The 25,496-nt window shown below is 72.0% G+C and carries 25 protein-coding genes; 7 read left to right on the forward strand and 18 right to left on the reverse strand.

Annotated elements, in window-relative coordinates; genetic code table 11:
- The 16 genes from AC069T_RS35565 to AC069T_RS35640 form a co-directional block, all read right to left on the reverse strand.
- On the reverse strand, positions 1-166 hold a 166-nt coding region (locus tag AC069T_RS35565), incomplete at its 3' end, for a flavodoxin-dependent (E)-4-hydroxy-3-methylbut-2-enyl-diphosphate synthase (RefSeq protein ID WP_478786698.1).
- 4 nt (positions 167-170) lie between these two features.
- Positions 171-1,193: an adenosyl-hopene transferase HpnH gene (gene hpnH, locus AC069T_RS35570; RefSeq protein WP_478786671.1), complete on the reverse strand. Its 1,023-nt coding sequence runs from the start codon at positions 1,191-1,193 to the stop codon at positions 171-173.
- Between the two features lie 6 nt (positions 1,194-1,199).
- Positions 1,200-1,841 (reverse strand): phosphorylase family protein, encoded by a 642-nt coding sequence (locus AC069T_RS35575; protein ID WP_478786672.1) that lies wholly within the window; start codon positions 1,839-1,841, stop codon positions 1,200-1,202.
- Entirely contained in the window at positions 1,838-3,832 is a 1,995-nt protein-coding gene (shc, locus tag AC069T_RS35580) for a squalene--hopene cyclase (RefSeq protein WP_478786673.1), read from the reverse strand. Before shc ends, AC069T_RS35575 begins: the two co-directional genes overlap by 4 nt.
- A gap of 112 nt (positions 3,833-3,944) precedes the next feature.
- Positions 3,945-5,075 carry a polyprenyl synthetase family protein gene (locus AC069T_RS35585; protein WP_478786674.1) on the reverse strand — a complete coding sequence of 377 codons (1,131 nt, stop codon included), beginning with the start codon at positions 5,073-5,075 and terminating at the stop codon, positions 3,945-3,947.
- On the reverse strand, positions 5,072-6,502 hold the full coding sequence (gene hpnE / locus AC069T_RS35590) for a hydroxysqualene dehydroxylase HpnE (RefSeq protein WP_478786675.1): 1,431 nt from the start codon (positions 6,500-6,502) through the stop codon (positions 5,072-5,074). The genes AC069T_RS35585 and hpnE overlap by 4 nt, the downstream gene beginning before the upstream one ends.
- Positions 6,499-6,639: a DUF6380 family protein gene (locus AC069T_RS35595; RefSeq protein ID WP_478786676.1), complete on the reverse strand. Its 141-nt coding sequence runs from the start codon at positions 6,637-6,639 to the stop codon at positions 6,499-6,501. The genes hpnE and AC069T_RS35595 overlap by 4 nt, the downstream gene beginning before the upstream one ends.
- On the reverse strand, positions 6,639-7,589 hold the full coding sequence (gene hpnD / locus AC069T_RS35600; RefSeq protein WP_478786677.1) for a presqualene diphosphate synthase HpnD: 951 nt from the start codon (positions 7,587-7,589) through the stop codon (positions 6,639-6,641). The genes AC069T_RS35595 and hpnD overlap by 1 nt, the downstream gene beginning before the upstream one ends.
- A complete protein-coding gene (hpnC, locus tag AC069T_RS35605) occupies positions 7,586-8,518 on the reverse strand; it encodes a squalene synthase HpnC (protein WP_478786678.1) in 933 nt (310 codons plus the stop codon). Before hpnC ends, hpnD begins: the two co-directional genes overlap by 4 nt.
- 421 nt (positions 8,519-8,939) lie before the next feature.
- Positions 8,940-9,722 (reverse strand): ABC transporter ATP-binding protein, encoded by a 783-nt coding sequence (locus AC069T_RS35610; RefSeq protein ID WP_478786679.1) that lies wholly within the window; start codon positions 9,720-9,722, stop codon positions 8,940-8,942.
- Positions 9,715-10,644, reverse strand: coding sequence for an ABC transporter permease (locus AC069T_RS35615; protein WP_478786680.1), 930 nt, complete (start codon positions 10,642-10,644; stop codon positions 9,715-9,717). The genes AC069T_RS35610 and AC069T_RS35615 overlap by 8 nt, the downstream gene beginning before the upstream one ends.
- A gap of 102 nt (positions 10,645-10,746) precedes the next feature.
- Positions 10,747-11,631: a glycosyltransferase family 2 protein gene (locus tag AC069T_RS35620; RefSeq protein ID WP_478786681.1), complete on the reverse strand. Its 885-nt coding sequence runs from the start codon at positions 11,629-11,631 to the stop codon at positions 10,747-10,749.
- Entirely contained in the window at positions 11,628-12,407 is a 780-nt protein-coding gene (locus tag AC069T_RS35625) for a CDP-alcohol phosphatidyltransferase family protein (protein WP_476754909.1), read from the reverse strand. The genes AC069T_RS35620 and AC069T_RS35625 overlap by 4 nt, the downstream gene beginning before the upstream one ends.
- On the reverse strand, positions 12,385-13,446 hold the full coding sequence (locus AC069T_RS35630) for an iron-containing alcohol dehydrogenase family protein (RefSeq protein ID WP_478786682.1): 1,062 nt from the start codon (positions 13,444-13,446) through the stop codon (positions 12,385-12,387). The genes AC069T_RS35625 and AC069T_RS35630 overlap by 23 nt, the downstream gene beginning before the upstream one ends.
- Positions 13,434-14,186, reverse strand: coding sequence for a phosphocholine cytidylyltransferase family protein (locus AC069T_RS35635; RefSeq protein WP_046913553.1), 753 nt, complete (start codon positions 14,184-14,186; stop codon positions 13,434-13,436). The genes AC069T_RS35630 and AC069T_RS35635 overlap by 13 nt, the downstream gene beginning before the upstream one ends.
- Positions 14,183-15,982, reverse strand: a complete 1,800-nt coding sequence (locus AC069T_RS35640; protein WP_478786699.1) for a DUF5941 domain-containing protein — start codon at positions 15,980-15,982, stop codon at positions 14,183-14,185. The genes AC069T_RS35635 and AC069T_RS35640 overlap by 4 nt, the downstream gene beginning before the upstream one ends.
- 340 nt (positions 15,983-16,322) lie before the next feature.
- Between AC069T_RS35640 and galE the strand changes: the two genes are divergently transcribed.
- The 3 genes from galE (at position 16,323) to idi (ending at position 19,119) form a co-directional block, all read left to right on the forward strand.
- Positions 16,323-17,303: a UDP-glucose 4-epimerase GalE gene (gene galE, locus AC069T_RS35645; RefSeq protein WP_478786683.1), complete on the forward strand. Its 981-nt coding sequence runs from the start codon at positions 16,323-16,325 to the stop codon at positions 17,301-17,303.
- A 134-nt stretch (positions 17,304-17,437) separates the two neighbouring features.
- Positions 17,438-18,376 (forward strand): cation diffusion facilitator family transporter, encoded by a 939-nt coding sequence (locus AC069T_RS35650; RefSeq protein WP_478786684.1) that lies wholly within the window; start codon positions 17,438-17,440, stop codon positions 18,374-18,376.
- A gap of 149 nt (positions 18,377-18,525) precedes the next feature.
- Complete coding sequence (idi, locus tag AC069T_RS35655; RefSeq protein WP_478786685.1) at positions 18,526-19,119, forward strand: isopentenyl-diphosphate Delta-isomerase; 594 nt, start codon at positions 18,526-18,528, stop codon at positions 19,117-19,119.
- 6 nt (positions 19,120-19,125) lie between these two features.
- On the opposite strand, the gene AC069T_RS35660 is transcribed toward idi, so the two are convergent.
- On the reverse strand, positions 19,126-19,632 hold the full coding sequence (locus tag AC069T_RS35660) for an ATP-binding protein (protein WP_478786700.1): 507 nt from the start codon (positions 19,630-19,632) through the stop codon (positions 19,126-19,128).
- A gap of 281 nt (positions 19,633-19,913) precedes the next feature.
- Between AC069T_RS35660 and AC069T_RS35665 the strand changes: the two genes are divergently transcribed.
- A complete protein-coding gene (locus AC069T_RS35665) occupies positions 19,914-20,681 on the forward strand; it encodes an enoyl-CoA hydratase/isomerase family protein (protein ID WP_478786686.1) in 768 nt (255 codons plus the stop codon).
- A gap of 36 nt (positions 20,682-20,717) precedes the next feature.
- Here AC069T_RS35665 and AC069T_RS35670 read toward each other — a convergent pair whose 3' ends face one another.
- Complete coding sequence (locus tag AC069T_RS35670) at positions 20,718-21,659, reverse strand: GlxA family transcriptional regulator (protein ID WP_478786687.1); 942 nt, start codon at positions 21,657-21,659, stop codon at positions 20,718-20,720.
- Positions 21,660-21,772: 113 nt separating this feature from the next.
- On the opposite strand from AC069T_RS35670, the gene AC069T_RS35675 reads away from it, so the two are divergent.
- The 3 genes from AC069T_RS35675 to AC069T_RS35685 all read left to right on the forward strand — a co-directional run bounded on the left by AC069T_RS35675 (position 21,773) and on the right by AC069T_RS35685 (position 25,386).
- Positions 21,773-22,639, forward strand: a complete 867-nt coding sequence (locus AC069T_RS35675) for an SCO6745 family protein (RefSeq protein ID WP_478786688.1) — start codon at positions 21,773-21,775, stop codon at positions 22,637-22,639.
- Between the two features lie 71 nt (positions 22,640-22,710).
- Positions 22,711-22,836 (forward strand): LPFR motif small protein, encoded by a 126-nt coding sequence (locus tag AC069T_RS35680; RefSeq protein WP_478786689.1) that lies wholly within the window; start codon positions 22,711-22,713, stop codon positions 22,834-22,836.
- 165 nt (positions 22,837-23,001) lie between these two features.
- Positions 23,002-25,386 (forward strand): Tex family protein, encoded by a 2,385-nt coding sequence (locus tag AC069T_RS35685; RefSeq protein WP_478786690.1) that lies wholly within the window; start codon positions 23,002-23,004, stop codon positions 25,384-25,386.
- Positions 25,387-25,496 lie beyond the last annotated feature (110 nt).

Here is a 25,496-nt window from a genome sequence, read left to right on the forward strand (position 1 = left end):
GCAACGTCGCCCCGACATCCGACGTACGCGTCGTCGTCATCGACTGCACCGAGACGGGTGCGTCTCCACCCACGGCCACGGTTCCGACCTGGATCCGCCGTGAGACACGGCGTTGCGCGATCGGCCGGACCGGCACCTCGGGCAGGCCCAGGGAAACGGCGGTCATGGCATCACCCACGGCTCTCCGTGAAGGTCTCCCGGGCGGCGCGGATCGATTCCTTGAGCGATCCCATGGTCGCGAGGACGGCGGTGGGCTCGTAGCCGCAGTGCGCCATGCAGTTCGCGCACCGGTCGTCCTTGCCGCGGCCGTAGGAGTCCCAGTCGGTCTCCTCCAGAAGCTGCCGGTACGTCTGCACGTACCCGTCGTTCATCAGGTAGCAGGGCCGCTGCCAGCCGAAGAGCGAGTAGCTCGGGATCGCCCAGGCGGTGCACGGGAAGTCGACCTTGCCCTCCAGGAAGTCCAGGAAGAGCGGGCTCTGGTTCAGCCGCCACCGGCGCCGGTTGCCGCCCGCGAAAGCCTTCTTGAACAGCTCCCGGGTCTGCTGGACCCCGAGGAAGTGCTCCTGGTCGGGAGCCTTCTCGTAGGCGTAGGCGGGCGAGAGCATCATCTCGTCCACCTTCAGGTCGTCGTTGAGGAAGTTCAGCACCTCGACGATCGTCTGCGGGGTGTCCGTGTTGAAGAACGTCGAGTTCGTGGTGACCCGGAAACCGCGGCGCTTGGCCTCCCTGATGGCCTCGACCGCCTCGTCGAAGACACCCTCCTTCGCCACCGAGGCGTCGTGGCGCTCACGCAGCCCGTCGATGTGCACGGCCCACGCGAAATAGGGGGAGGGCGTGAACTTGTCCATCTTCTTGCGCATGAGCATCGCGTTGGTGCAGAGGAAGACGAATTTCTTCCTGGCCACCAACTGCCGCACGATCTCGTCGATCTGCGGGTGCATCAGCGGTTCGCCGCCAGCGATGGACACCATGGGCGCGCCCGACTCCAGCACCGCGCCCACCGCCTGGGCCACGGGCATCCGCTGCTTGAGCACGCCCGCCGGATGCTGGATCTTGCCGCAGCCCTCACAGGCGAGATTGCACGCGAAGAGCGGCTCCAGTTCGACGAGCAGCGCGAACTTGTCCCGCTTCCTGAGCTTCTGTTCAAAGAGATATGCGGCGACTTTCATGGACTGGCGAAGCGGCATGGCCATCTGGCTCTACCTCCGAGGGAGCAGCAAAGAACGGTGCCATTCGAAAAAAGCGGGAAGTACTGAACGAAGAACACGGAACGCCGATATTCCACCGCGGACCGTGCCGATACGGACGAGTTCATGTTCCGGAGCGTCCACGACCACCCGTACGGCCGCAACCGGGCGCGCGCCCGCACGGACGGCGCCGTACAGCGTGGCCGCCGATTCCATGTCGACGGCGAGAGCGCCGGTCGCGAGCAGGGCCGGCCGTTCGGGGCCGCGGACGACGTGGTCGGAGCCGGTGAGCGGACCCCGGTGGACGGTGCGCCCGGGCAGGGTGCGCGCCAGTTCCTTGACGAGCAGGTCGGTGCCCACGCACGGGGTGGCGCCGCGCGGGTCCCGGGTCTCCTCGGCGACGACCAGATCGCCGGGGTGCATCCCGGGAGCGAGGCCGGCGCAGAACCCGGTGGCCAGGACGGCCGCGTCGTGCAGCGCCAGGTCCGCTAGCACCCTGCCGACCGCGCGCTCGGCGGCCTTCGGCCCCATGCCCGTACGCAGCACGGTGACGGGCCCGTCGGCGCCGGCCCGGTCTCCGCTGCGCAGGGCGAGGTGCTCGATGCCGAGCGCGCAGGCGATCAGCAGCGGTGCCGGGGTGGGCCTGGCGCTCATCCACCCCCCTTGATCCTGCCGAACGGCTCGCCGTGCACGTACCGGCCGAGCGCGGTGAGCGGGAACACCTGCCGGTAGAGGTGGTAGTTGATCGAGAAGTCCCAGGGGAATCCGGTGCCGGTGAAATAGGGCTCGTCCCAGGAGCCGTCCTCCCGCTGGGTCCGCGCGAGCCACTCGACCGCCCGCTCGACGGTCGTGGACTCCCGCTCCCCCGCCGCGAGCAGCGCGAGCAGCGCCCACCCGGTCTGGGAGGCGGTCGAGGCGCCGCGGCCGCCCCATTCGGCGGCGTCGTCGTAGGAGCGCAGGTCCTCGCCCCAACCGCCGTCCTCGTTCTGGACGGTCTCCAGCCAGGCGACGGCCCGGCGGATCGCCGGATGCGCGGCGGGCAGTCCGGCGGCGACGAGCGCCGGGACCACCGACCCTGTGCCGTAGACGTAGTTGACGCCCCAGCGGCCGAACCAGGCGCCGTTCGGCTCCTGTTCGGCGAGCAGCCACTCGATGCCGCGGCGGGTGCGCGGGTCGTGCGAGAGCCCTTCCGCGGCGAGCATCTCCACGACGTGCGCGGTGACGTCCGCGGACGGCGGGTCGATCACCTCGCCGAAGTCGCAGAACGGCAGCCGGTTGGGGAGGGTGCTGGTGTTGTCGACGTCGAACGCGCCCCAGGCCCCGTTCTTCGACTGCATGCCGAGGGTCCAGCGCACCCCGCGCCCGATCGCCTTCTCGATCCGCTCCGGGTCGTGGTGCCTGACCCGGCGCAGCGCGAGGACCACCTCCGCGGTGTCGTCGATGTCGGGGTAGTTGTCGTTGTGGAACTCGAACGCCCAGCCACCGGGCGGCAGTTGGGGACGCTGCACGGACCAGTCGCCGGGCCGGACGATCTCCTCCCCGAGCATCCAGTCCGCTGCCCTGACCAGCTGGGGGTGATCGGCGGGCAGGCCCGCGTCGGCGAGCGCGATGGTGGCCAGGCAGGTGTCCCACACCGGCGACTGACAGGCCTCGACCATCCGTGCCCCGTCCTCGCGCCAGACGGTGAACCGGTCCAGCGACTCCAGTCCCGCACGCGTGACCGGGTGTTCGAGGTCGTAGCCGAGGAGGTGCAGCGCGATGATCGAGTACACGGCGGGCGGCTGGATGCCTCCCCAGCAGCCGTCGTTCTCCTGCCGCTCGATGATCCAGCGGGCTGCCGTGTTCATCGCGGCCCTGCGCAGCCGGCGCGGCGCGACCCTGCGGTAGAGGTGCAGGGCCCGGTCGAGGCGCTGGAAGACACCGTCCCAACTCGCCACGGGGGCGAAGGGACCGACGGGGTTGGGGTTCCGCGGGTCGACGTGCAGCTCGTCGAGCGGGAACGGCGCGGGCCGCACCGGACGCTTGGCCGAGACGATGGTGAGCGGCACGATGGTCTGTCGTGCCCAGCACCCGAAGTCGTAGATGTTGAGCGGCATCCACTTCGGGAAGTAGATGAGCTCGGGCGGCAGTTCGGGCAGGTCCTCCCACTTCCACCAGCCGAAGAGGGCCAGCCAGATCCGGGTGAAGACCCGGGCCGAGGCCATCCCGCCCTTGTCCCGGATCCAGGCGGACGCCCGCGCCATGTGCGGCGCATCGGGGCTGTCCCCGGCCAGGCGCAGGGCGACGTACGCCTCGATGGTGGTGGAGAGTTCGCCCGGGCCGCCGTAGAACGTGGCCCAGGTGCCGTCCTCGCGCTGCTCGCCGCGGATGAACAGCGCGGCGGCGCGCGCGGTCCGCTCGTCGAGGATGCCGAGGAACTGGCGGAGCAGCAGGTCCTCGGCGTCCATCGTGACGTTCGTCTCGAGGTCGCCCTTCCACCAGCCCTGGGCGTCCTGCCGCGCGAGCAGGTGGTCGGCGGCGCGTTGCATCGCACGCGCGGCGGCATCCTGAACCCCTGCCGCCTCCGGGGCGTCGAGCTGAGTTTCGCTGGCCGAGGCAGCGCGGGGCGGCAGTGCCCCGGTGCTTCCGTCGGTCGTCGCTGTCATGGCTTCCCCTTCGTGCAGTGGCATGTCTCTGCTGTGGGTCCGCCGTCGGCCGGTGCGCCTTCTCCCGCGGCACCGGCCGGCGACTACGCGAGGTTTATTCGACCGATAGTGATCATCTCTTCCGTACGACGACGAAGTCGGCGAGCGCCACGAACTGGGCCCGCACCTGGTCCGGCATCCGGACGGTGTCCAGGGCCCCGATGGCGATGGTGTGCTGGCGACGCGCCTCCTGGGCGGTCCACTCCCGGCCGCCGGCCTGCTCGATGAGCGCGGCTCGCGCGGCGAACTCCTCCTCCGAGAAGTTCTCGAAGTCGCTGCTCTTGGCGTCGGCCGCGAGCAGCTCCCCGAGCCGCTCGGAGGCGTCGCCGCCCGCGGCGAGCGCGGCCACCACGGGCAGCGACTTCTTGCGCTGGCGCAGGTCGCTCCAGGTCTGCTTGCCGGTGGCCTCCGGGTCGCCCCAGATGCCGAGGAGGTCGTCGACGGCCTGGAAGGCGAGCCCGAGGTGGTAGCCGTACTTCTCCAGGGTGTCGGCGGTACGGTCGTCGGCGCCGCCGAGCACCGCGCCGATGGAGCAGGCGCAGGCGAGCAGGGCGCCCGTCTTGTTGCCCTCCATCTCCAGGCACTCCTCGACGGTGACCCGCTCGCGGTGCTCGTAGGAGATGTCCTGGGCCTGGCCGTCGATCAGGGCGCGGGTAGCCGAGGTCAGGCGCCGGGTGGCCCGGCCCGCCTCGACGGTGCCGAGTTCCAGCAGGATCTCGTTGGCCAGGGCGAACAGTGCGTCACCGACGAGGATGGCCTGGGCGGGCCCGTGCACCTTCCAGACGGTGTCGCGGTGCCTGCGCTGCTCGTCGCCGTCCATCAGGTCGTCGTGCAGCAGCGAGAAGTTGTGCACCAGCTCGACGGCCACGGCGCCCGGCACGCCCACCTCGGGCGCGGCACCGGCGGCCTGGGCGGACAGCAGGGCGAGGGCGGGGCGCACGGCCTTGCCGCCGTCGCCGTCGGCGGGGTTGCCCTCGGCGTCGATCCAGCCGAAGTGGTAGGCGGCGACGGTGTCCATGGGCGATGCCAGACGGTCGACCGCCGCACGCAGCACCGGGGTGGCCAGGGTCCGGCCGCGCTCCAGCAGCGCGGTCACGTCCACCGCCTCGGCAGCCGCTTCGGCCGGGGGCACAGTGGGCACAGTCTCTCCTCTTGTTGCGGTACCGGGGGTGCGGGGCCCGGACCCGTGCAGATCGAGCGTCACGCCGCCTCCTCGAAGAGTTCGAAGAGGTGATCGCGGGGCCGGCCCAGGGCGCCCAGCGCGGCGCCCGCCGCACTGACGCCGCTGCGGACCGCGCTCTCCATCGTCGCGGGCCACCCGGTGGCGGTCCACGCTCCGGCCAGGTACAGGCCGGGGGCCTTGGTGCGGGCGCCGGGCCGCAGGCGCCCGACACCGGGGCCGGGAGCGAACGTCGCGGTGCGCTCCCGGGTCACGAAGAAGTCCTGCACCCCGGCGCCGCGGGTACCGGGCAGCAGGCGCTCCAGCTCCAGCAGGTACCGGGCGCGCAGGGCGGCGACGGGCTCGTCGATCTCGTCCTGGGCGGCCGACTGCGAGAGGGCCAGGTACTGCCCGTCGGCGAGGCCGGACGCCTCGGTGCGGTCGAAGACCCACTGCACCGGGGAGCCGATCGCCGCGAAGAAGGGCCGGCGGAGCACCTTCCGGTCGTAGACCACGTGGATGTTGAGGATCGGCGCGGTGCCGATCTCGAGCAGCCGCCCGGGCTCGTCCAGCGCGCCCTCCGGCAGCAGGTCGTGGGCCTCGCGCTGCGGCACGGCGAGGACGACCGCGTCGGCGTCGACGCTCCCCCCGGGCAGCTGGACGCTCCAACGCCCGTCCGCGTTGCGGGAGATGGCGGAGACGCGGGTACGGACCTCGGTGCGCACGCCGGCGGACTCGAGCGCCTTGCGGGCGAGCCGGTCGTGCAGTTCGCCCAGCGGGACACGCGCCCAGCCGATGTCGGCCGCGCCCGGATCGGACAGCAGGCCGGTCTTGAACACCATCGCGGCGAGCTGGAGCGACGCGTCGCCGGCCACGGCGTTGAGGGTGGCGATGCCCACGAGGTCCCACAGCGCTTCGACGGCGCGCGCCGACTGGCCGTGCCGGGCCAGCCAGGTGCCGAAGTCCTGCGCGTCGAGGGCGGGGTCGGCCGGGTCGAGCCCCTTGAGTGCCAGCGCGGCCCGTCCGGCCTTGGCCCGCTCGGCGAGCGAGAGGTGGGGGTAGGTGGCGAGGCTCCTCGCGAGATGCAGGGGCACGGGCAGGGCCGTGCGACCGATCCTGCCCAGCCGTCGTCCCGGCCGGCCCCCGGCGTCGAGGACGGGCACGTCGAGACGCTTCTGCACGGGTGCGAGAGCGGTGGCGTCGATGCGGTCGAGGAACCAGCGGTAGGCGGTGCAGCAGCGCAGATACACGTGCTGGCCGTTGTCGACGGTCAGTGCGCCGCGCTGGAAGGAGAAGGCCAGTCCGCCCAGGCGCGGCCGGCCTTCGAGCACGGTCACCCGCACCCCGGCGTCGGCGAGCGCGAGCGCGGCCGTGATCCCGGCGAGCCCGCCGCCGACCACCACGGCGCTCGCGCCCCCGGTGAGCCCCGGGGCGTCGGCGTCCGGTCCTTCGGATCGCGTCCCGTCGGTCATCGTGTCCCCTCCCCCGCGACCGTGCCGCGGTGCTCGAACACCGCACCGCCGGTCGTCGCAGTCAGGGACGCCGCGCACAGCCGCAGGGTTGCGTGCCGCTTCTCGCCGGAGGAGTCGCCTCGGAGCTGAATGTCCATCAGGGGCGTCTCCCGCCGGCACGGCGGGACACGTGCCGGGCGTCGAGGCCGGACAGGCCGCGCACTGCGACGTACGCCTTCTCGCGCCCGGGCAGCGAGACGCGCCCGCGCAGTACGGCCTCGGGCTCGCGCTCGATACGGTCGAGGAGGCGCCGGTAGATGCCGGCCATGGCGGCGACGCAGGCGCCGCTGCGCCGGTCCAGCATCGGCAGCAGCCGGTAGCCCTCGGCGAAGAGGGCGCGGGCCCGACGCACTTCGAAGTGCACGAGGCCCGCGAAGTCGGAGCCGGCCGGTGGGGTCGGCCCGTCGAATCCGGCCGAGCAGCCGAATTTCGCGAGATCGTCGGACGGCAGATAGGTACGCCCGCCCTCGGCGTCCTCGCGCACGTCCCGCAGGATGTTCGTGAGTTGCAGCGCGAGCCCGAGGGTGTCGGCGTACTCGGGCGCCCGCTCGGCGCCGCGCGCCCCCGGCTCGGTGCCGAACACGCCGAGCGACAGCCGGCCGATCGCCCCGGCCACGCAGCGGCAGTAGACCTTCAGGTCGTCCCAGGTCTCGTAGGTCTCGCCGCGTACGTCCATCAGGACGCCGTCGATGAGTTCGTCGAGGCCGCCGAGCGGGACCGGGAAGTGACGGGCCGTGTGGCTGAGGGCGACCGCCACGGGGTCGGTGTCGTCCTCCTCCACCGCTCCCTCGCGCACCCGCGTGAGCAGCGCCCTGGTGTCTTTCAGCCGGGCCGCCTTGACGTCCGGCGCCAGCGCGCCGTCGCCGATGTCGTCGACCCGCCGCGAGAACGCGTAGAGCGCCGACATCGCACGGCGCTTCGGCGTCGGCAGAAGCCTGATGCCGTACGCGAAATTGCGGGCCTGCTGTCCGGTCACTGTCTCGCAGTAGCTGTATGCGGCGAGTACCGGTGCGGACGCGTGTTGTTCGGACTCCACGCTCCGGATCACCCCTCTCCTCGCAGAGTCACTCCCACCTCGCGCAGCAACTGGAGCTTGCCGGGCTTGGGCGGGCCGGGAAGTACGTCGTATTCGGCGGCGGCGATCGCGCGGACCGCCGCCCTTCCCCCCGCCACGAACCCCGCGAGCAGCAGCCTCAGCCTGCCGTGGACGCTACCCACGAGGGGGGTGCCTTCATACAGGAGGTGCAGGGCGCGTTCTGCTTCGTATGCAACCAGTGCGCGCACCGATGCGCCTGCTGTGGGCGCGGCGAGATCCGCCTCCCGGACATGGAAACGCCTCATGTCCTCGGCGGGCAGGTAGACGCGGTCGCGGCCCAGGTCCTCGGCGACGTCCTGGAGGTGCTCGATGATCTGCAGCGCCGTGCACACGGCGTCGGAACGGCGGACGCGCTCGGGGGTCGAGGTACCCGTGACGGACAGGACGAGGCGGCCGACCGGGTTGGCGGACAGCTCGCAGTAGGCGAGCAGGTCGTCGTAGGTCTCGTACCGCTTGACCTGCTGGTCCTGGCGGTTGGCCGCGATGAGCCCGAGGAAGGGCTCGGGGGTGAGGCCGGCCCGGCGCACGGTGGGCCGGAGCCGGCGCAGCAGGGGGTGACGGGGCGTCCCGCCGAAGACCCGGCGGAGGTCGGTCTCGACGGCGTCCAGCATGAGCAGCCGGTCCCCGGCCGCCTCCGGAGGGACCCCGAGCAGGCGGGCGTCGGCGCCGCCCGGGGCCAGATCGCCGTCTCCGATGTCGTCGACCAGACGGGCGAAGCCGTACACGGCCATCAGGTCGTCGCGCCAGGCCCTGGGCAGGAAGAAGGGGGCCACCGGGAAGTTCTCGTCGGCGGCCTTGTCGAGGGTGCCGCGCTCCGCCTGGCCGGCTCGTGCCGTCCCGGCGTGGGTCACCGCTCGCCGCCCGGCGCGGGGACGGCACATGCATCGCGGAGCCGGCGCGTTTCCGTAGCCATTGCCGTCACATCTCCCGTTCTACACTGCCGACCCAATACATCCTATTTCGGACACGCCGCCCGGCAGGCGCGCGGTCCGACCTGTCGGTTGTCGCGCGGTATCGCCCCACTTGCCGCGAATCAGCACCGGTACAGCTTACGTTGTACAACGCGGTGTGCCTCGCCGGGGTGTCCCGCACATCACAACAACACACCGATTGGCGTCAAGATTCCCTGGAACAAGGAGAGTTGGCCCGCTCTTTGCACGGTGGGCCATCCTCGGCGCGCCCCTTGCCCGTCAGGACACCGCCCGCGCCGCTCCGGTTGCACGGCAGAACCCCGCCGGACACGCTCCGGCGGGGTTCTGTCGTACGCGGGCGAGAAGACGTACGCGGCGAGAAGGCGACGGGCTACTTCCCCGTGAACTTCTCGTACTCCTTGAGGACCTCTTCGGTCGGTCCGTCCATCCGCAGCTCGCCGCGCTCCAGCCAGAGCACGCGGTCGCAGGTGTCGCGGATCGACTTGTTGTTGTGGCTGACCAGGAACACCGTGCCCGCGTGCTTGCGCAGTTCCCGGATGCGCGCCTCGGAGCGCTTCTGGAACTTGCGGTCGCCGGTGGCCAGCGCCTCGTCGATCATCAGGACGTCGTGGTCCTTGGCGGCCGCGATGGAGAAGCGCAGCCGGGCCGCCATGCCGGAGGAGTACGTGCGCATCGGGAGCGTGATGAAGTCGCCCTTCTCGTTGATGCCCGAGAAGTCGACGATCTCCTGATAGCGCTCACGGACCTGCTCACGGGACATGCCCATCGCGAGCCCGCCCAGGATGACGTTCCGCTCGCCCGTCAGGTCGTTCATCAGCGCCGCGTTCACGCCGAGCAGCGAGGGCTGGCCGTCGGTGTAGACCTTGCCCTTCTCCGCGGGCAGCAGGCCGGCGATGGCGCGCAGCAGAGTGGACTTCCCGGAGCCGTTGGAGCCGATCAGGCCGATCGCCTCGCCGCGGTACGCCGTGAAGGAGACGCCCTTGACGGCGTGCACCTTGCGCACCCCGCGCTCCTCACCGCCGCGCTTGGCGATGCGGCTGAGCGCGGCCGTGGCACTGCCCTTGCCGGTCTTGGCGCCGTTCACCCGGTAGACGATGTGCAGCTCGTCCGCGATGACGGTGGGGATGTGGGAGTCGGTTCTCGTCTCAGCCACGGCCGTACCTCTCTTCCGCCTTCCAGAAGTACACGAAGCCGCCGAGGGCGACGAGGACCGCCCAGCCGCAGGCGACGGCCCAGACGTGCGGAGGCAGGTTCTCGGAGCCGTAGCCGTCGATCAGCGCGAAGCGCATCAGGTCCATGTAGATGGCCGCCGGGTTCCACTGGAGGACGTCGGCGATCCAGGCGGGCTTGTCCTTCAGCATCTCCGGAATGGAGAACATGACGCCGGACGCGTACATCCAGGTGCGCATCACGAACGGCATGAGCTGGGCGAGGTCGGGGGTCTTGGACCCCATCCGCGCCATGATCATCGCGAGGCCGGTGTTGAAGAGGAACTGCAGGACGAGGACCGGGACGATCAGCAGCCACGACAGCCGCGGGTAGCTGCCGAAGCCGACCGCCACCAGGAACAGCACGATCATCGAGAAGAGCAGCTGCTGGAGCTGCTGCAGCGAGAACGAGACGGGCAGCGCGGCGCGCGGGAAGTGCAGCGCCCGCACCAGGCCGAGGTTGCCCGAGATGGCCCGCACACCGGCCGTCACCGAGCTCTGGGTGAAGGTGAAGACGAAGACACCGGTCACCAGGAACGGGATGTACACCTCGCGGGACATCCCGCGGTCGGCCTCCAGGATCAGGCCGAAGATCAGGAAGTACACGAGCGCGTTCAGCAGTGGAGTCGCCACCTGCCACAGCTGGCCGAGCTTGGCCTGGCTGTACTGGGCGGTGAGCTTCGCCTGCGAGAAGGCGAGGATGAAGTGACGGCGTCCCCAGAGCTGGCGGACGTACTCGACGAGTCCGGGCCGGGCACCGCTCACCGCGAGCCCGTACTTGGTGGCCAGCTCGCCCGCGGAGAGCCCGTCATCGGGTGACGGCCGGTCGCTCACCGCGACCGTGCCGTCATGCGTTGTCTCACTCACAAGTGGAAACTTTCGTCCTCAAAAGTGCGCAGCCTGGTCGGGCCCAGTCACCAGCCAGCCAGGGACCGGGTACGGGCCGAATGCTCTCAGATATCGAGCTTGTCAGATGACGGGAGGTCGGCCCAGTCGGGTCAGCCGCCACACCGTACGCCACTTCATGGGGCGGCGGGGTCCGCACGGGCTGGTCCAGCCCTCCTTGAAACCGCCGAACCACGCCCGCAGAGCCGGTCCCGAGGGACGCCGGACCAGCGTCAGGAGCATCCACACCCCGAGGTAGACCGGGACCAGGAGCGCGGGGAGGTTGCGGCGGGCCAGCCAGACGCGGTTGCGGGCCACCATGCGGTGGTAGACCGCGTGCCGGGAGGGCGCGGTCGTGGGGTGGTACAGCACCATGTCGGACCGGTAGTCGATCATCCAGCCCGCGTCGAGGGCCCGCCATGCCAGGTCGGTTTCCTCGTGGGCGTAGAAGAACTCCTCCGGGAGCCCGCCGACTTCGGCCAGGACCTTCGTGCGGACGGCGTTGGCGCCGCCGAGGAAGGTGGTGACGCGGGAGCTGCGCATCGGGTCGGCGGCGCGCAGCCGGGGCACGTGCCGGCGCTGGGTCTCGCCGGTCTCGGGGTCGGCGATCCGGAAGCTGATGATGCCGAGCCGCGGGTCGGCCTCGAAGGCACGACGGCACAGTTCTGCGGTGTCGTACTGGGCCAGGAGGCCGTCGTCGTCCAGGAAGAGCAGGACGTCGACGTCGGTGCCGCCGGGGCCGAAGGCCTCGATGCCGACGTTGCGGCCGCCGGGGATGCCGAGGTTCTCGGGCAGCTCGACGGTGCGGACGCCCGCGGGGACGTCCGGGACGGGCGAGCCGTTGCCGACCACGACGACCTCGACCGGGTCGCCGTCCTGCTTGGCGACCGAGTCGAGGAGGGCGCGGAGCTCGTCGGGGCGGTTGCCCATCGTGATGATGACCGCGCCGACCTTCATGGGCGTGCTCACTTCAGCCTGCTCGAGGCGAGGATGGACACCAGGTGCAGCAGGGTCTGCAGGACCGCGATACCCGCGAGCACGGCGACGCCGAGCCGGGAGAAGAACAGGTCGCCCCGGACCGTGTCCAGGACGGCCAGGGCCAGGATGAGCAGGGAGGCCTCGACCCCGAGGACGAGCCGGTGGAACTTCAGCGCCGCGGCGGCCCTGCGGGCCAGCGCCATGCCGGAGGAACGCGGCTCGGAGGCCGACTCCTGGACGGGCGGCTTGCCCGTCTGGTGCCGGGCGACGCCGACGAGGTCGGTCTCGGCCTTGATCAGGATGGCGCCGAGGGCGGCCAGGGTGCCGAGGAAGGCCCACAGCCAGTCGATCCGCCCGGAGCCCCACAGGTCGGCGGCGCGCAGACCGAAGCCGACCAGGACCGCGGCGTCGCACAGGTAGGCGCCGACGCGGTCCACGTAGACCCCGGCGATCGAGAACTGCTTGCGCCAGCGGGCGATCTCGCCGTCGACGCAGTCGAACAGCAGGTACAGCTGGACCATCAGGACGCCGAGGACGGCGCCCGGTATCCCCGGCACCAGCAGGGCCGGGGCGGCGAGGACGCCGAAGACGGTCATGAGGTAGGTCAGCTGGTTGGGCGTGACCCGGGTGTTCACCAGGTGCCGGTCGATGCGCAGCGAGATCTCGCGCATGTAGAGCCGGCCGGCCCAGTGTTCGCCGCTCCGCCGGTCCTTGACACCCGGGGGGTGCACGACCGGGCGGAGCTCAGCTACCGATGGCTTTTGCATAGTCGGCGTATGCGTCCCTGATCTGGTCGGTGGTCAGGTCGAGGTGTTCGAGGATCGTGTAGCGGCCGGGCCGGGTCTGCGGGGCGAACTCCACGACCCGCACGAACTCGTCCGCGGTGAAGCCGATCTCCTCCGGCGTCACCGGCAGTCCGTGCCGGCGCAGCACCTCGGCCATGTAGGCGGACTCGTCGCGGGCACCGCGCAGGTGCATCGCGAAGGCCGCGCCGAGGCCGCACTGCTCGCCGTGGCTCGCCGCGCGCTTGGGGAAGAGGAGGTCGAAGCCGTGGTTGATCTCGTGGCAGGCGCCGGAGGCCGGGCGGGAGTCGCCCGCGACCGACATGGAGATCCCGGTGAGGACGAGTCCCTCCGCCAGCACCTGGAGGAAGGCGTCGTCGCCGACGCCGCCCGGGTGCCGCAGTACGGCCTCGCCCGCCTGGCGGGCCATCGCGGCCGCGAGGCCGTCGATCTGCTCGCCCTTCTCCCGGTGGGCCAGCTCCCAGTCCGCGACCGCGGAGATGTTGGACAGGGCGTCGCCGATGCCGGAGCGCACGAAGCGGACCGGGGCCTCACGGATCACGTCGAGGTCGATGACGACCGCGATCGGGTTCGGCACACCGTAGGAGCCGCGGCCCGCGTCGTTGTCGAGGGTCGCGACCGGCGAGCACAGACCGTCGTGCGAGAGGTTCGTGGCGACGGCGACCAGCGGGAGGCCGATGCGGGCCGCGGCGAACTTCGCGCAGTCGATGATCTTGCCGCCGCCCAGGCCCACGACCGCGTCGTAGTGCCCGGACTTCATGGCGTCCGCGAGCTTGATCGCGTCGTCCAGGGTGCCGCCGCCGACCTCGTACCAGGTCGCGCCCGGCAGTGCCGGGGCGAGCCGCTCGCGCAGCTTCGCCCCGGAGCCGCCGCTGATCGCGACGGCGAGCTTGCCGGAGTGCGAGATCCGCTGGTCGGCGAGGACGCTCGCCAGGTCGTCCAGGGCGCCCGGACGGATGTCGACGACGACCGGCGAGGGGATGAGCCTCGTCAGTACTGGCACGCGATCTCACGTCCCTTGGCGAGGTCGTCGTGGTTGTCGATCTCGACCCACTTGACGTCACCGATGGGCGCGACGTCGATGCGGAAGCCGCGGTTGACGAGCTCCTGGTAGCCGTGCTCGTAGAACTGCTGCGGGTCCGTCTCGAAGACCGTCTTCAGCGCGTCCGCGAGCTCGTCGGCGGCCTCGCCCTCGATGAGGGTGACGCCGATGTACTCACCGGTGGCCTCGGCCGGGTCCATGAGCTTGGTGATCTTCGTCATGCCGCCCTCGGGGCCGACGACGACCTTCATCTCCTCGTCGGCGAGGGACTTCACCGTGTCGAGGGCCAGGATGATCTTCTTGCCGTCGCCGCGGGCGGCCAGCAGCGTCTTCTCGACGGAGACCGGGTGCACGGTGTCGCCGTTGGCGAGGATCACCGAGTGCTTGATGGCGTCACGGCCGCACCAGAGGGAGTAGGCGTTGTTCCACTCCTCGGCCTTGTCGTTGTCGATGAGGGTGATCTTGACGCCGTACTTCTGCTCCAGCGCCTCGCGGCGCTCGTAGACGGCCTCCTTGCGGTACCCGACGATGATCGCGACCTCGGTCAGGCCGATCTCGGCGAAGTTGCCGAGGGTCAGGTCCAGGACGGTGAGGCTGTCCTCGTTCCCCTCGGGACCGACCGGCACCAGGGCCTTGGGCAGGGTGTCGGTGTAGGGGCGAAGACGGCGTCCGGCGCCGGCCGCCAGCACGAGGCCGATCATGCGGGTTCTCCTTCATCGTGTACGGCGGGTGCATGGGAGGACACCCAGAAGCGGATGCTCTCGAAGAGCACCACGAGTGCCACGGCCACGGCGACAGCCGTGAGCGCGACCTTGAAATCAGTGGCGGCGAGCAGCGCGGCCAGGACGGTGACCAGCAACGTCCTGCCCTCGTGCCCGCCGATCGCCCGCACCAGCCAGTGCGGGGGCGCGCCGGCGTTGCCGCGGATGCGGTACACCGTGTCGTAGTGATGGTAGGCGACCGCCGCCACCAGCCCGAAAGCTGCCGGAAGGGCTCCGTTCACGTCGGCCTTGACCGCCAGTACCAGCACGGTGCCGTATTCGGCCGCCCGGTAGAACGGCGGAACCAGCCAGTCCAGAGCGCCTTTCAGGGGTCGCTGGAGGGCCGCGGGCGACAGCAGTACGTAGCCGGCGGCGCCGAGGACGGGCCACCAGCTGCCGTACGGGGCGAGTGTGGCGCAGAGCACGACGAGGACGCCGGCCACGAGGGCGACGACCGCCGGGCCGCGGAGCGGGACCCGGCGGGTGAGCCGCGTCAGCAGCTCGGCGAGCGGGCCGGAATCCGTCAGGTCGGCGAGCGCCCCGGCGGCGCGGTCCGTGCGCTGCGCCTTGCGCGTGAGCGAGCGCAGGACGCGGCCGGCCGTGGTGTACGCCGCCGCGAACGCGCAGCCTGCGAGCAGGACGTAGAACGTGATGCGGGGGATGGTCAGTGCCGTCAGCACGGCGATCATGGCCCAGCGCTCGCCGATGGGCAGAACGATCATCCGGCGCAGCCACACCGTCCAGCCGACGCTGTCGAGCTTGTCGGAGAGGGCGGCGGTGGGGCTGGTGTTGGCGGTGGCGTCGTGGTTCGCCTCGTTGAACGAGAAGTCGACGACGTGCCGGCAGGTCTGCAGCACCATGGCGCCCAGGGCGAGTGCCCACACGTCGTCCCCGCCGCGGGCCGCGCCGAGGGCGAGGCCCGCGTAGTACGCGTACTCCTTGGCGCGGTCGAAGGTCGCGTCGAGCCAGGCGCCGAGCGTCGAGTACTGCAGGGAGTAGCGGGCGAGCTGCCCGTCCGTGCAGTCGAGGACGAAGGAGAGGAGGAGGAGCACGCCCGCGGCGACGAAGCCGGTGCGGCTGCCGGTGGCAGCGCAGCCCGCCGCGATCAGCGCGGTGAGGAGCGAGGCCGTGGTGACCTGGTTGGGGGTCAGGCCGCGGCGGGCGCACCAGCGGGCGATGTAGCGCGAGTACGGGCTGATGAAGTGGGTGGTGAAGAACCCGTCGCGGGACTTCACGGCGGTGCGCAGGCGCACGGCCTCGTCGTCGACGCAGGAGACGGCCTGCCGCGCCTCGTTGCGAGCCTGCGGGTCGGCGGGGACGGCGGCGACGAGCGTGCCGAGCTCGGGCCGGTGGACCGGGACGCCGTCGGCGTCCAGGGATGCCGTGACGCGGTCGGCGAGGTCTTCGACGACGACGGTGGCGCCGCCGCCCGTGGCCGAGCTCTCGCGGGCCACCGCGCGGGTCAGGGCCTGCCGGGCGCCGGGCTGCGCGGTGACGGCGCCGGGCAGTGCGGCGGCCGGGAAGCGCGGGTCGGTGAGGCCGAGGCGCAGCGCGTGCAGGTGGCCCACGAAGCGGGAGTCGACGATCGCCACCCGCTGGTTCGCGGGCACTTGGGCGAGGAGCGTCTCGGTGTCACCGGCGTCCGAGGCGACCCGCACGTCGAACCCGAGCGTCCGCAGATCGCCTTCGAGCGACGATCCGGGGACCGGCTGGCCGGTGAGGATGGCGGTCGACAGACGAACTCACTCCCTGGGTGCCGACGCGTCCGCGCCGGGCATGTGCGTGGTGGGGTGGCCCTGCGCCTGAGGCGGCGGGCGGCATGTCGGCTGAGGCTATCGGATGGATGGAAGCGGGCGTTCACCGCCCGTTCACGGCCCGATCACCCGGTACGGGCGGCCGCCTCGCCGCGATCATCATCGGTGATCCGGGGCCCGCGCCACAAACCGCGGCCCCAGACCGGCGCATTCACGGCATCGCGCTCGGTCCCCGGCGCACCGGGGCGCAACGGGGCGCATCGCGGCGAGCGGGACGGGGAGCACCGGCGGCCGGCACGGGACCGGCATAGGGTGGGCGTCCATGACATGGCTGATCACAGGCGGAGCTGGATACATCGGGGCGCACGTGGCGCGGGCGATGACGGAGGCCGGGGAGCGCGTGGTCGTCCTGGACGACCTGTCGGCCGGAGTGCCGGGACGGCTGCCCGGGGACATCCGGCTGGTGCAGGGGTCGTCGCTGGACGGCGGGCTGCTGAAGCGGGTGCTCGCCGAGCACGCCGTGACCGGTGTGGTGCATCTGGCGGCGCGCAAGCAGGTCGGTGAGTCCGTCGCGCAGCCGACGCGCTACTACCAGGAGAACGTGGGCGGTCTCGCGACGCTGCTGGAGGCGGCCGCCGGGGCGGGCGTCGAGCGGTTCGTCTTCTCCTCGTCCGCCGCCGTGTACGGAAATCCGGACGTGGACCTCATCACCGAGGACACCCCCTGTGCGCCGATGAGCCCGTACGGCGAGACGAAGCTCGCCGGGGAGTGGCTGGTGCGGGCAGCGGGCCGGGCGCACGGCATGGCGACCGTGTGCCTGCGCTACTTCAACGTGGCGGGGGCGGTGACTCCCGAGCTCGCGGACACCGGTGTCTTCAACGTGATCCCGATGGTCTTCGACCGGCTGACCCGCGGTGAGGCTCCCCGGATCTTCGGCGACGACTACCCGACGCCGGACGGCACGTGCGTGCGCGACTACATCCACGTCGCCGACCTGGCGGACGCGCATCTCGCGGCGGCCCGGCGGCTCGCCGGCGGTGCCACGGGAGACCTGACGGTCAACGTCGGCCGCGGCGAGGGTGTTTCGGTTCGCGAACTCCTGACGCTGATCGGCGAGGTGAGCGGCGACACCCGGCCCGCGCTCGTGGAGCCGCGCCGTCCCGGCGACGCCCCGCGCGCCGTCGCCTCGGCGGCCCTGGCCGGCCGCGAGCTGGGCTGGAGCGCGCGCCGAGGGGTGCGCGAGATGGTCGAGTCGGCCTGGCAGGGGTGGCGGCTGCACCAGGGGGCGACCACGGGGAGCTGACCGTCCGGCGCTCTGACCTGCGGAACGTTTCCGCAGGTCAGGGAGTATGACAACGGTGTTCAGTGCCGCGTTGCCTCATACCCCCTGCCCGTAGTTGACTGGGCTTTCGGCGCACACATCGGAGGGCGGCTTTCATGGGGGCAGGGCACGACCACGGACACGCGCACGGCGCGCCGCCCACCGGGACGGCGGCGGCGGCGTACCGCGGCAGGCTCCGGGTCGCGTTGTCGATCACGCTCACCGTGATGGTGGTGGAGGTCGTCGGCGGGACGCTCGCCGATTCGCTCGCGCTCATCGCGGACGCGGCCCACATGGCGACGGACGCGCTCGGCCTCGGCATGGCGCTGCTCGCCATCCACTTCGCCAATCTGCCGCCGAGCGGCAACCGCACGTACGGGCTGGCGCGCGCCGAGATCCTCGCCGCGCTCGCCAACTGCCTGCTGCTGCTCGGCGTGGGCGGCTACGTCCTGTACGAGGCCGTGCAGCGCTTCATGACGCCCGCCGCCACCGAGGGCGGGCTGACCGTCGTGTTCGGTCTGATCGGCCTGGTCGCGAACATGATCTCGCTGACGCTCCTGGTGCGGGGCCAGAAGGAGAGCCTCAACGTGCGGGGCGCGTTCCTGGAGGTCGCCGCGGACGCGCTGGGCTCGCTCGCCGTGCTGATTTCGGCCGTCGTCATCCTGACGACCGGCTGGCAGGCGGCCGACCCGATCGCCTCGCTCGTCATCGGCCTGATGATCGTCCCGCGTACCTGGAAGCTGCTGCGCGAAACGCTCGACGTGCTGCTGGAGGCGGCGCCCAAGGGGGTCGACGTGGCGGAGGTGCGGGCGCACATCCTCGCGCTGCCCGGGGTCGAGGACGTCCACGACCTGCACGCCTGGACCATCACCTCCGGCATGCCGGTGCTGTCCGCCCATGTCGTCGTCAGCGGCGACACCCTCAGCGCCATCGGCCACGAGAAGATGCTCCACGAGCTCCAGGGCTGCCTTGGCGTCCACTTCGACGTGGAGCACTGCACCTTCCAGCTGGAGCCCAGCGGGCACGCCGAGCACGAGGCGCGGCTCTGCCACTGACGCATCGCGGTGCGGGGGTACCGGTCGAACACATGACGCCCCCCGGCGCGGACGGTTCCCCCGGGGGACATGCGGGGACGCCGTGAGTGCCCGGAGTGCCGGTTTCGTACGGCAGACTTGGGCCTCGAAGACCGATGCGAAGGATGGGTATGCCGATCACACCAGCCACCGCGACGCACAGTTCGTCGAACGGCACCGCTGAACCGATCTTGCTCGAGCTGGTCGACGAGGACGGGGCGACGATCGGTACGGCGGAGAAGCTCGCCGCGCACCAGCCGCCCGGACAGCTGCACCGGGCGTTCTCCGTCTTCCTCTTCGACGAGCGCGGCCGGCTGCTGCTCCAGCGGCGCGCCCTCGGCAAGTACCACTCCCCCGGGGTCTGGTCCAACACGTGCTGCGGTCACCCCTATCCGGGCGAGTCCCCCTTCGCGGCCGCGGCCCGGCGCACCCATGAGGAACTCGGGGTGTCCCCGTCGCTGCTCGGCGAGGCGGGCACGGTCCGCTACAACCACCCGGACCCGGAGTCGGGCCTGGTGGAGCAGGAGTACAACCACCTCTTCGTGGGGCTGGTCCAGTCCCCGCCGCGTCCCGACCCGCAGGAGGTCGCTTCGACCGTCTACGTGAGCGCGGGTGAGCTGGCGGAGCGGCACGCGAGGGACCCGTTCTCCGCGTGGTTCATGACGGTCCTGGACGCGGCGCGTCCGGCGGTGCGCGAGCTCACGGGCCCGTCCGCCGGCTGGTGAGGTCCGTCATCCGGCGGTCTGCTTGAGGGGCAGCGCGGCCCAGATCACCTTGCCGCCGCTCGCCGTGTGCTCGACGTCGCAGACGCCGCCCGCCTCTTTGGTGACCTCCCGCACGAGCAGCAGACCGCGGCCTCCGGTCTGCCCGTGGTCGGCCTCCAGGGCGGTCGGGCGGTAGGGGTGGTTGTCCTCGACCGAGACCCGCACCCACTCGGCGCCCACCGCGACCTCCACGGCGAGGGTCGGCGAGAGCAGCGCCGCGTGCCGCACCGCGTTGGTGACCAGCTCGGAGACGATCAGCAGCAGTCCCTGGACCAGGTCCTCCGAGACCGGCACACCCTGGCGGACGAGCAGGTCGCGGACGGCGTGCCGGGCCTGCGGGACCGAGGCGTCCACGGCGGGGGCGGTGAACCGCCACACCCCCTCGTACGGCAGCGGTCCGGGGGGTCTCCGGTCGGCCGGCACTTCCTCGCCGCCTTCCGGGCGTGAGCCGGACACCCGCCCGCCGTCGTCCATCGTCCGGTCGCCACCCCTGCGCTCGATTGTCACCACACGTCGAGTGTTGGTAACGCGCTGCTTCGTACCGGATGACTGAACACAAGTCAGCGGGTATCGACGTCTTATGACTGGATGTGTCCGGTCTTGTCGGTCGCTGGATTGTTCCTGTCGCGACTGTGCCGCCTTCGGGAACTATTCGGGTTGTACGGGTTCGCCGCCGGGCTCGTCCCCTTCGTCCCTGCGGCGCGGGCGCACCCCTTCCCGGTCGACGGGGTGACGGTCCCGATAGCATCCGCCGCATGGAGCCCCAGCTGCTGCACGGCGTCGCCGACGGCGTCGCCACCGTCGTCATCCACCACCCGGCCAAGCGCAACGCCATGACGTCGGGGATGTGGCGGGCGCTGCCGCCGCTGCTCGACGCGCTGGCCGCCGACCCCGCCGTGCACGCGCTGGTGCTGACGGGCGAGGGCGGGACGTTCTGCGCCGGGGCCGACATCTCGACGCTGCGGGTTTCGCCCGACGAGGCGCAGGGGCTCGCCGTGCGCGCCGAGGAGGCGCTCGCGGCGTTCCCGAAGCCGACGCTGGCTGCGGTGCGCGGGTACTGCGTGGGCGGCGGATCCCAGCTCGCGGCGGCGTGCGATCTGCGGTTCGCGGAGGAGGGCTCGCTGTTCGGGGTGACTCCGGCGAAGCTCGGGATCGTCTATCCGGCCTCGTCCACCCGGCGGCTGGTTTCCCTTGTGGGGCCCGCCACGGCCAAGTACCTGCTGTTCTCCGGGGAGTTGATCGACACGGAGCGGGCGCTGCGCACGGGACTGCTGGACGAGGTGCTGCCGGAGGGCGGACTCGACAAGCGGGTCGCGGAGTTCACCCGCGTCCTGGCCACGCGCTCGCAGCTGACGCAGGCCGCGGCCAAGGAGTTCGCGGACGGGCGCACCGACCGGGACGCGTACTGGGCCGGCCGGGCGCGCGGCAGCGGCGACACCGGGGAAGGGGTTGCCGCCTTCCTGGAGCGCAGGCAGCCGCGTTTCACCTGGACCGTCGGCGAGGCGGGCCCTCACAGCAGCTGACGGCGCGCCCCGGCCGGACCGCCCCGGGATTCCCTGTCAGGGGGCGGGCGGGGGACGGAAGCGGCGCCGGTACTCGGCGGGTGCCGCGCCGAGGGCCTTCACGAAGGAGCGGCGCATCGCCTCCGGAGTGCCGTAGCCGCAGGTGCGGGAGATCTCCTCGATCCCGTCGGTGGTGTCCTCCAGCAGGCGCCTGGCGTGTTCGAGCCTGGTCCGCCCGACGAACCGGCCGGGTGTCACGCCGGTCTCGGCCCGGAAGGCGCGGGCGAAGTGCCGGGGCGAGAGACGGGCACGGGCGGCGAGTGCCTCCACGCCCAGGTCGCCCCCGGGGTGCTCGGTGATCCACTGCTGGACCTCGCGCAGGGGTGCGCGCTGGGCGGTCTGCGCGGCGAGCTGGGCGCTGAACTGGGCCTGGTTGCCCGGGCGGCGCAGGAACACGACCAGGCCGCGGGCGACGGCCAGCGCGGTCTCCCGGCCGCGGTCCTCCTCCACCAGCGCCAGCGCCAGGTCGATGCCCGCCGTGACACCGGCCGAGGTCGCGATGTGTCCGTCGCGGACGTAGACGGGGTCGGGCTCGACCTCGACGGCCGGGTGGTCGCGGGCGAGCTTGTCGCAGAACGCCCAGTGGGTGGTGGCGCGGCGGCCGTCCAGCAGCCCGGCGCCGGCCAGCAGCAGGGCACCCGTGCACACCGAGACCAGGCGCTCGGCGCGCGGTCCGTGCTCGCGCAGCCAGTCGACGAGGGCGGGCGCCGGGCTCCTGGTGCCCCGGCCGCCGGGGACGAGCAGGGTGTGCGGGACGGGGGCACCGTGCAGCGCCCGGTCCGGCACGAGGGTCAGACCGCTGGAGGTGCGCACAGGGGCGCCGTCCAGGGAGGCGGTGGTGATGCGGTACGTGCCCCCGGCCGCCGCGAACACCTCCACGGGGCCGCTGACGTCGAGGCTCTGCACGTCGTCGAAGAGGACGACCAGAACGGTGCTCATGGCGTCGAGTGTCGGCACGCGGTGGCACGTCCGCAATGACGAGCACCCCACCTTTCCTGCCATCGGAGGTCCGGCGGTTCCTCGCGTACCGACCAGTCGGTAAGGTGCCGGGCATGACCTCTCCCCTGCCGGAGCGCGCCGGGCGGCGCTGCCACAACGTCCTGAACCCACTGCACTCGACGCACTACTTCTCCCCGGACCTCGGCCGGGAGATGGCCGCGATCGGACTCGGCAACGAGAGGGGCGCCTACTTCGCCGCGCGCTCCGCCGCCATGGGCGCGGTCGGTGCGGGGACGGTCACGGCGACGTTCTACAACTTCCGTCACGAACTCGTGGCCGAGCACGTGCCCGGGGTGTGGCGGACCGCGTCCCCGGACGCCGTCCTGGCGGCACGCACGCGTGCCGTCGACGCGACGCTGCGGCGGCTGCTCGGCGAGGAGCTGATCGCCTCCGAGGAAGTGGCCGAGGCGGCGGAGCTCGCGCTGCGGGCCGCCGAGGCGTGCACGAGGACGGCACGCCCCCTGTACGCCGCGCACGCCGACCTGCCCGTACCCGAGGAACCGCACCTGGCGCTCTGGCACGCGGCCACACTGCTGCGCGAACACCGCGGCGACGGTCACCTCGCCGTGCTGCTCGCTGCGGAACTCGATCCCGTCGAGGCGCTGGTGAGCCACACCGCAACCGGCAAGGGCATGGCCCCCAGGTGGGCGCTGGGCACCCGGGGCTGGTCGCGGGAGGACTGGGAGGCGGCGGCCAACCGGCTGCGGGAGCGCGGACTGCTCGACGCGAAGGGCGAGTTGACCGAGGTCGGCACGGCCCTGCGGCAGTCGGTCGAGGCCGACACGGACCGGCTGGACCTGGCCCCGTACACCCACCTGGGGGCGGCGGGCGTCGAGCGGCTCACGGAGCTGGCGAAGGGACTGCTGATCACGGCCCTGGGGAACGGCGCGTTCCCCGAAGGCATGATCGGCAAGGACTGAGGTAGACGTATGTCACCCGGCCTCGTCGAACTGACGGGAGTCCACGTGCCGGGAGACGAAAGGGGAAGCGCGTGTTTCGTGCGATCGCAGACGTGTTGCGCCAGATCGGTGGAGCCGTCGCCACGGTGGTGACCCTGCCGTTCCGGGCGGTGGCCCGGTTGTTCGGCGGTGCCTCGCACTCCGCTCGCAAGGCCTGAGCGCGGCCCCGGGCCGCACGGCCCGTCCACCCGAACCGGCCCGGGAGCCGGACGCGTCGCACGCGTCCGGCTCCCGGCGCGTTGCGGGGCCGCCCTGATCCCCCGGTGTCGGTGTCACCTGCCACAATTGCCGCGCAACCCCAGTGGAGAAGGCGGTACGGGATCGTGACGACACCCCTCGTAGGGTCCATCGAAGGCAGGATCGCCGAGGAACTCGGCGTACGGGAGCGGCAGGTCAAGGCCGCGGTCGACTTGCTCGACGGCGGCTCGACGGTGCCCTTCATCGCCCGCTACCGCAAGGAAGCGACCGAGATGCTCGACGATGCGCAGCTGCGCACGCTCGAGGAGCGGCTGCGCTATCTGCGGGAGCTGGAGGAGCGCCGCACGGCGATCCTCGAATCGGTGCGCGAGCAGGGCAGACTCACCGAGGAGCTGGAGGCGCGGATCCGCGGCGCCGAGACCAAGGCACGCCTCGAGGACATCTACCTGCCCTTCAAACCGAAGCGGCGCACCAAGGCGCAGACCGCCCGCGAGGCGGGGCTCGAGCCGCTGGCCGAGAGCCTGCTCAAGGACCCCTCGGCCGAGCCGCTCGCCGCCGCCGCGGCCTTCGTCGACGCCGGCAGGGGCGTCGCCGACGCACAGGCCGCGCTGGACGGCGCCCGCGCCATCCTCACCGAGCGGTTCTCGGAGGACGCCGACCTGATCGGCGAGCTGCGCGAGCGCATGTGGGTGCGCGGCCGGCTGGTCGCCCGGGTCCGGGAGGGCAGGGAGGAGGCCGGCGCCAAGTTCGCCGACTACTTCGACTTCGCCGAGCCGTTCACGAAGCTGCCCTCGCACCGAGTCCTCGCCATGCTGCGCGGCGAGAAGGAGGAGGTGCTGGACCTCGTCCTGGAACCGGAGGAGCCGTCCGAGCAGCCAGGACCGTCCACGTACGAGGGGATCGTCGCCCGGCGCTTCGGGATCGCCGACCGGGGCCGCCCGGGTGACAAGTGGCTGACGGACACGGTCCGCTGGGCCTGGCGCACTCGTCTTCTCGTCCACCTCGGCGTCGACCTGCGACTGCGGCTGCGGACGGCCGCAGAGGACGAGGCGGTCAACGTGTTCGCGGCGAACCTGCGGGACCTGCTGCTCGCCGCCCCGGCGGGCACGCGCGCGACCCTGGGGCTCGACCCCGGGTTCCGTACGGGCGTCAAGGTGGCCGTGGTCGACGCGACCGGCAAGGTCGTCGCCACGGATGTCATCCACCCGCACGTCCCGGCGAACCGGTGGGACGAGGCCGTCGCCAAACTGGCCCGGCTGGCCAGGGAGCACGCTGTCGAGCTGATCTCCATCGGCAACGGCACGGCCTCCCGCGAGACGGACAAGCTCGCCGCCGACCTCATCGCGAAGCACCCCGAGCTGAACCTCACCAAGGTGATGGTCTCCGAGGCGGGCGCGTCCGTGTACTCGGCGTCCGCGTTCGCCTCGCAGGAGCTGCCCGGCATGGACGTGTCGCTGCGCGGGGCCGTCTCCATCGCCCGCCGGCTCCAGGACCCGCTGGCCGAGCTGGTGAAGATCGACCCGAAGTCGATCGGCGTCGGGCAGTACCAGCACGACCTGTCCGAGGTGAAGCTGTCGCGCTCGCTCGACGCGGTGGTCGAGGACTGCGTGAACGGCGTGGGCGTCGACGTGAACACGGCCTCGGCGCCGCTGCTCGCCCGGGTCTCCGGCATCACCTCGGGCCTCGCCGAGAACATCGTGGCCCACCGCGACGCGAACGGCCCCTTCAGGTCCCGTACGGCGCTGAAGGACGTGGCCCGGCTGGGTCCCAAGGCGTACGAGCAGTGCGCGGGCTTCCTGCGGATCCGCGGCGGGGACGACCCGCTGGACGCGTCCAGCGTGCACCCCGAGGCGTATCCGGTGGTCCGGCGCATGGGGAAGACGGCGGGGAACGGCGTCGCGTCGCTGATCGGCAACACGGGCGTGCTGCGTTCGCTGAAGCCGGCCGACTTCGTGGACGACAAGTTCGGTCTGCCGACCGTGACGGACATCCTCAGGGAGCTGGAGAAGCCGGGGCGCGACCCGCGGCCCGCCTTCAGGACGGCGACCTTCAAGGAGGGCGTCGAGAAGCTCACCGACCTGTCGTCGGGCATGGTGCTGGAGGGCGTCGTCACGAACGTCGCGGCCTTCGGTGCCTTCGTGGACGTGGGCGTCCACCAGGACGGTCTGGTGCACGTCTCGGCGATGTCGAGGACGTTCGTCAAGGACCCGCGGGACGTGGTGAAGCCGGGAGACATCGTCAGGGTGAAGGTGCTCGACGTCGACCTCCCGCGCAAGCGGATCGCGCTGACGCTTCGGCTGGACGACGAGGCGGCGCCCCAGGACCAGCCGCAGGAGGGCGGGCGTCCCCAGCGTGCGGGCCGGCCGCCCCGGCAGCGGCAGCAGCAGCCGCGTCAGGGCCGCGGGGGTGGCGCGGGCGGCGGGTCCCGCCAGGCGGCCGCGCCCGGCAACAGCGCGATGGCGGACGCCCTGCGGCGAGCGGGTCTGGCGGACCCCGAGCGGGGCCGCTGACGTCCGGTGCCGGGCCGTCCGGAGGCGGGCGGGCCGGCACCGGTGGCGGGCGCCGTCCGGAGTGGGCGGGCCGGCTCCGGGTCGGGACTCACGGCCCTCTCCCGGTTACT

This window comes from Streptomyces sp. NPDC043867, from assembly GCF_056435845.1.

Excerpts from the sequence above, each read along its gene's own strand:
- hpnH (WP_478786671.1), bottom strand. The coding sequence starts at position 1,193 with ATGGCCATGCCGCTTCGCCAGTCCATGAAAGTCGCCGCATATCTCTTT.
- AC069T_RS35575 (WP_478786672.1), bottom strand. The coding sequence starts at position 1,841 with ATGAGCGCCAGGCCCACCCCGGCACCGCTGCTGATCGCCTGCGCGCTC.
- shc (WP_478786673.1), bottom strand. The coding sequence starts at position 3,832 with ATGACAGCGACGACCGACGGAAGCACCGGGGCACTGCCGCCCCGCGCT.
- hpnE (WP_478786675.1), bottom strand. The coding sequence starts at position 6,502 with ATGACCGACGGGACGCGATCCGAAGGACCGGACGCCGACGCCCCGGGG.
- AC069T_RS35595 (WP_478786676.1), bottom strand. The coding sequence starts at position 6,639 with ATGGACATTCAGCTCCGAGGCGACTCCTCCGGCGAGAAGCGGCACGCA.
- hpnC (WP_478786678.1), bottom strand. The coding sequence starts at position 8,518 with ATGTGCCGTCCCCGCGCCGGGCGGCGAGCGGTGACCCACGCCGGGACG.
- AC069T_RS35625 (WP_476754909.1), bottom strand. The coding sequence starts at position 12,407 with ATGCAAAAGCCATCGGTAGCTGAGCTCCGCCCGGTCGTGCACCCCCCG.
- AC069T_RS35635 (WP_046913553.1), bottom strand. The coding sequence starts at position 14,186 with ATGATCGGCCTCGTGCTGGCGGCCGGCGCCGGACGCCGTCTTCGCCCC.
- galE (WP_478786683.1), top strand. The coding sequence starts at position 16,323 with ATGACATGGCTGATCACAGGCGGAGCTGGATACATCGGGGCGCACGTG.
- AC069T_RS35650 (WP_478786684.1), top strand. The coding sequence starts at position 17,438 with ATGGGGGCAGGGCACGACCACGGACACGCGCACGGCGCGCCGCCCACC.
- idi (WP_478786685.1), top strand. The coding sequence starts at position 18,526 with ATGCCGATCACACCAGCCACCGCGACGCACAGTTCGTCGAACGGCACC.
- AC069T_RS35660 (WP_478786700.1), bottom strand. The coding sequence starts at position 19,632 with ATGGACGACGGCGGGCGGGTGTCCGGCTCACGCCCGGAAGGCGGCGAG.
- AC069T_RS35665 (WP_478786686.1), top strand. The coding sequence starts at position 19,914 with ATGGAGCCCCAGCTGCTGCACGGCGTCGCCGACGGCGTCGCCACCGTC.
- AC069T_RS35670 (WP_478786687.1), bottom strand. The coding sequence starts at position 21,659 with ATGAGCACCGTTCTGGTCGTCCTCTTCGACGACGTGCAGAGCCTCGAC.
- AC069T_RS35675 (WP_478786688.1), top strand. The coding sequence starts at position 21,773 with ATGACCTCTCCCCTGCCGGAGCGCGCCGGGCGGCGCTGCCACAACGTC.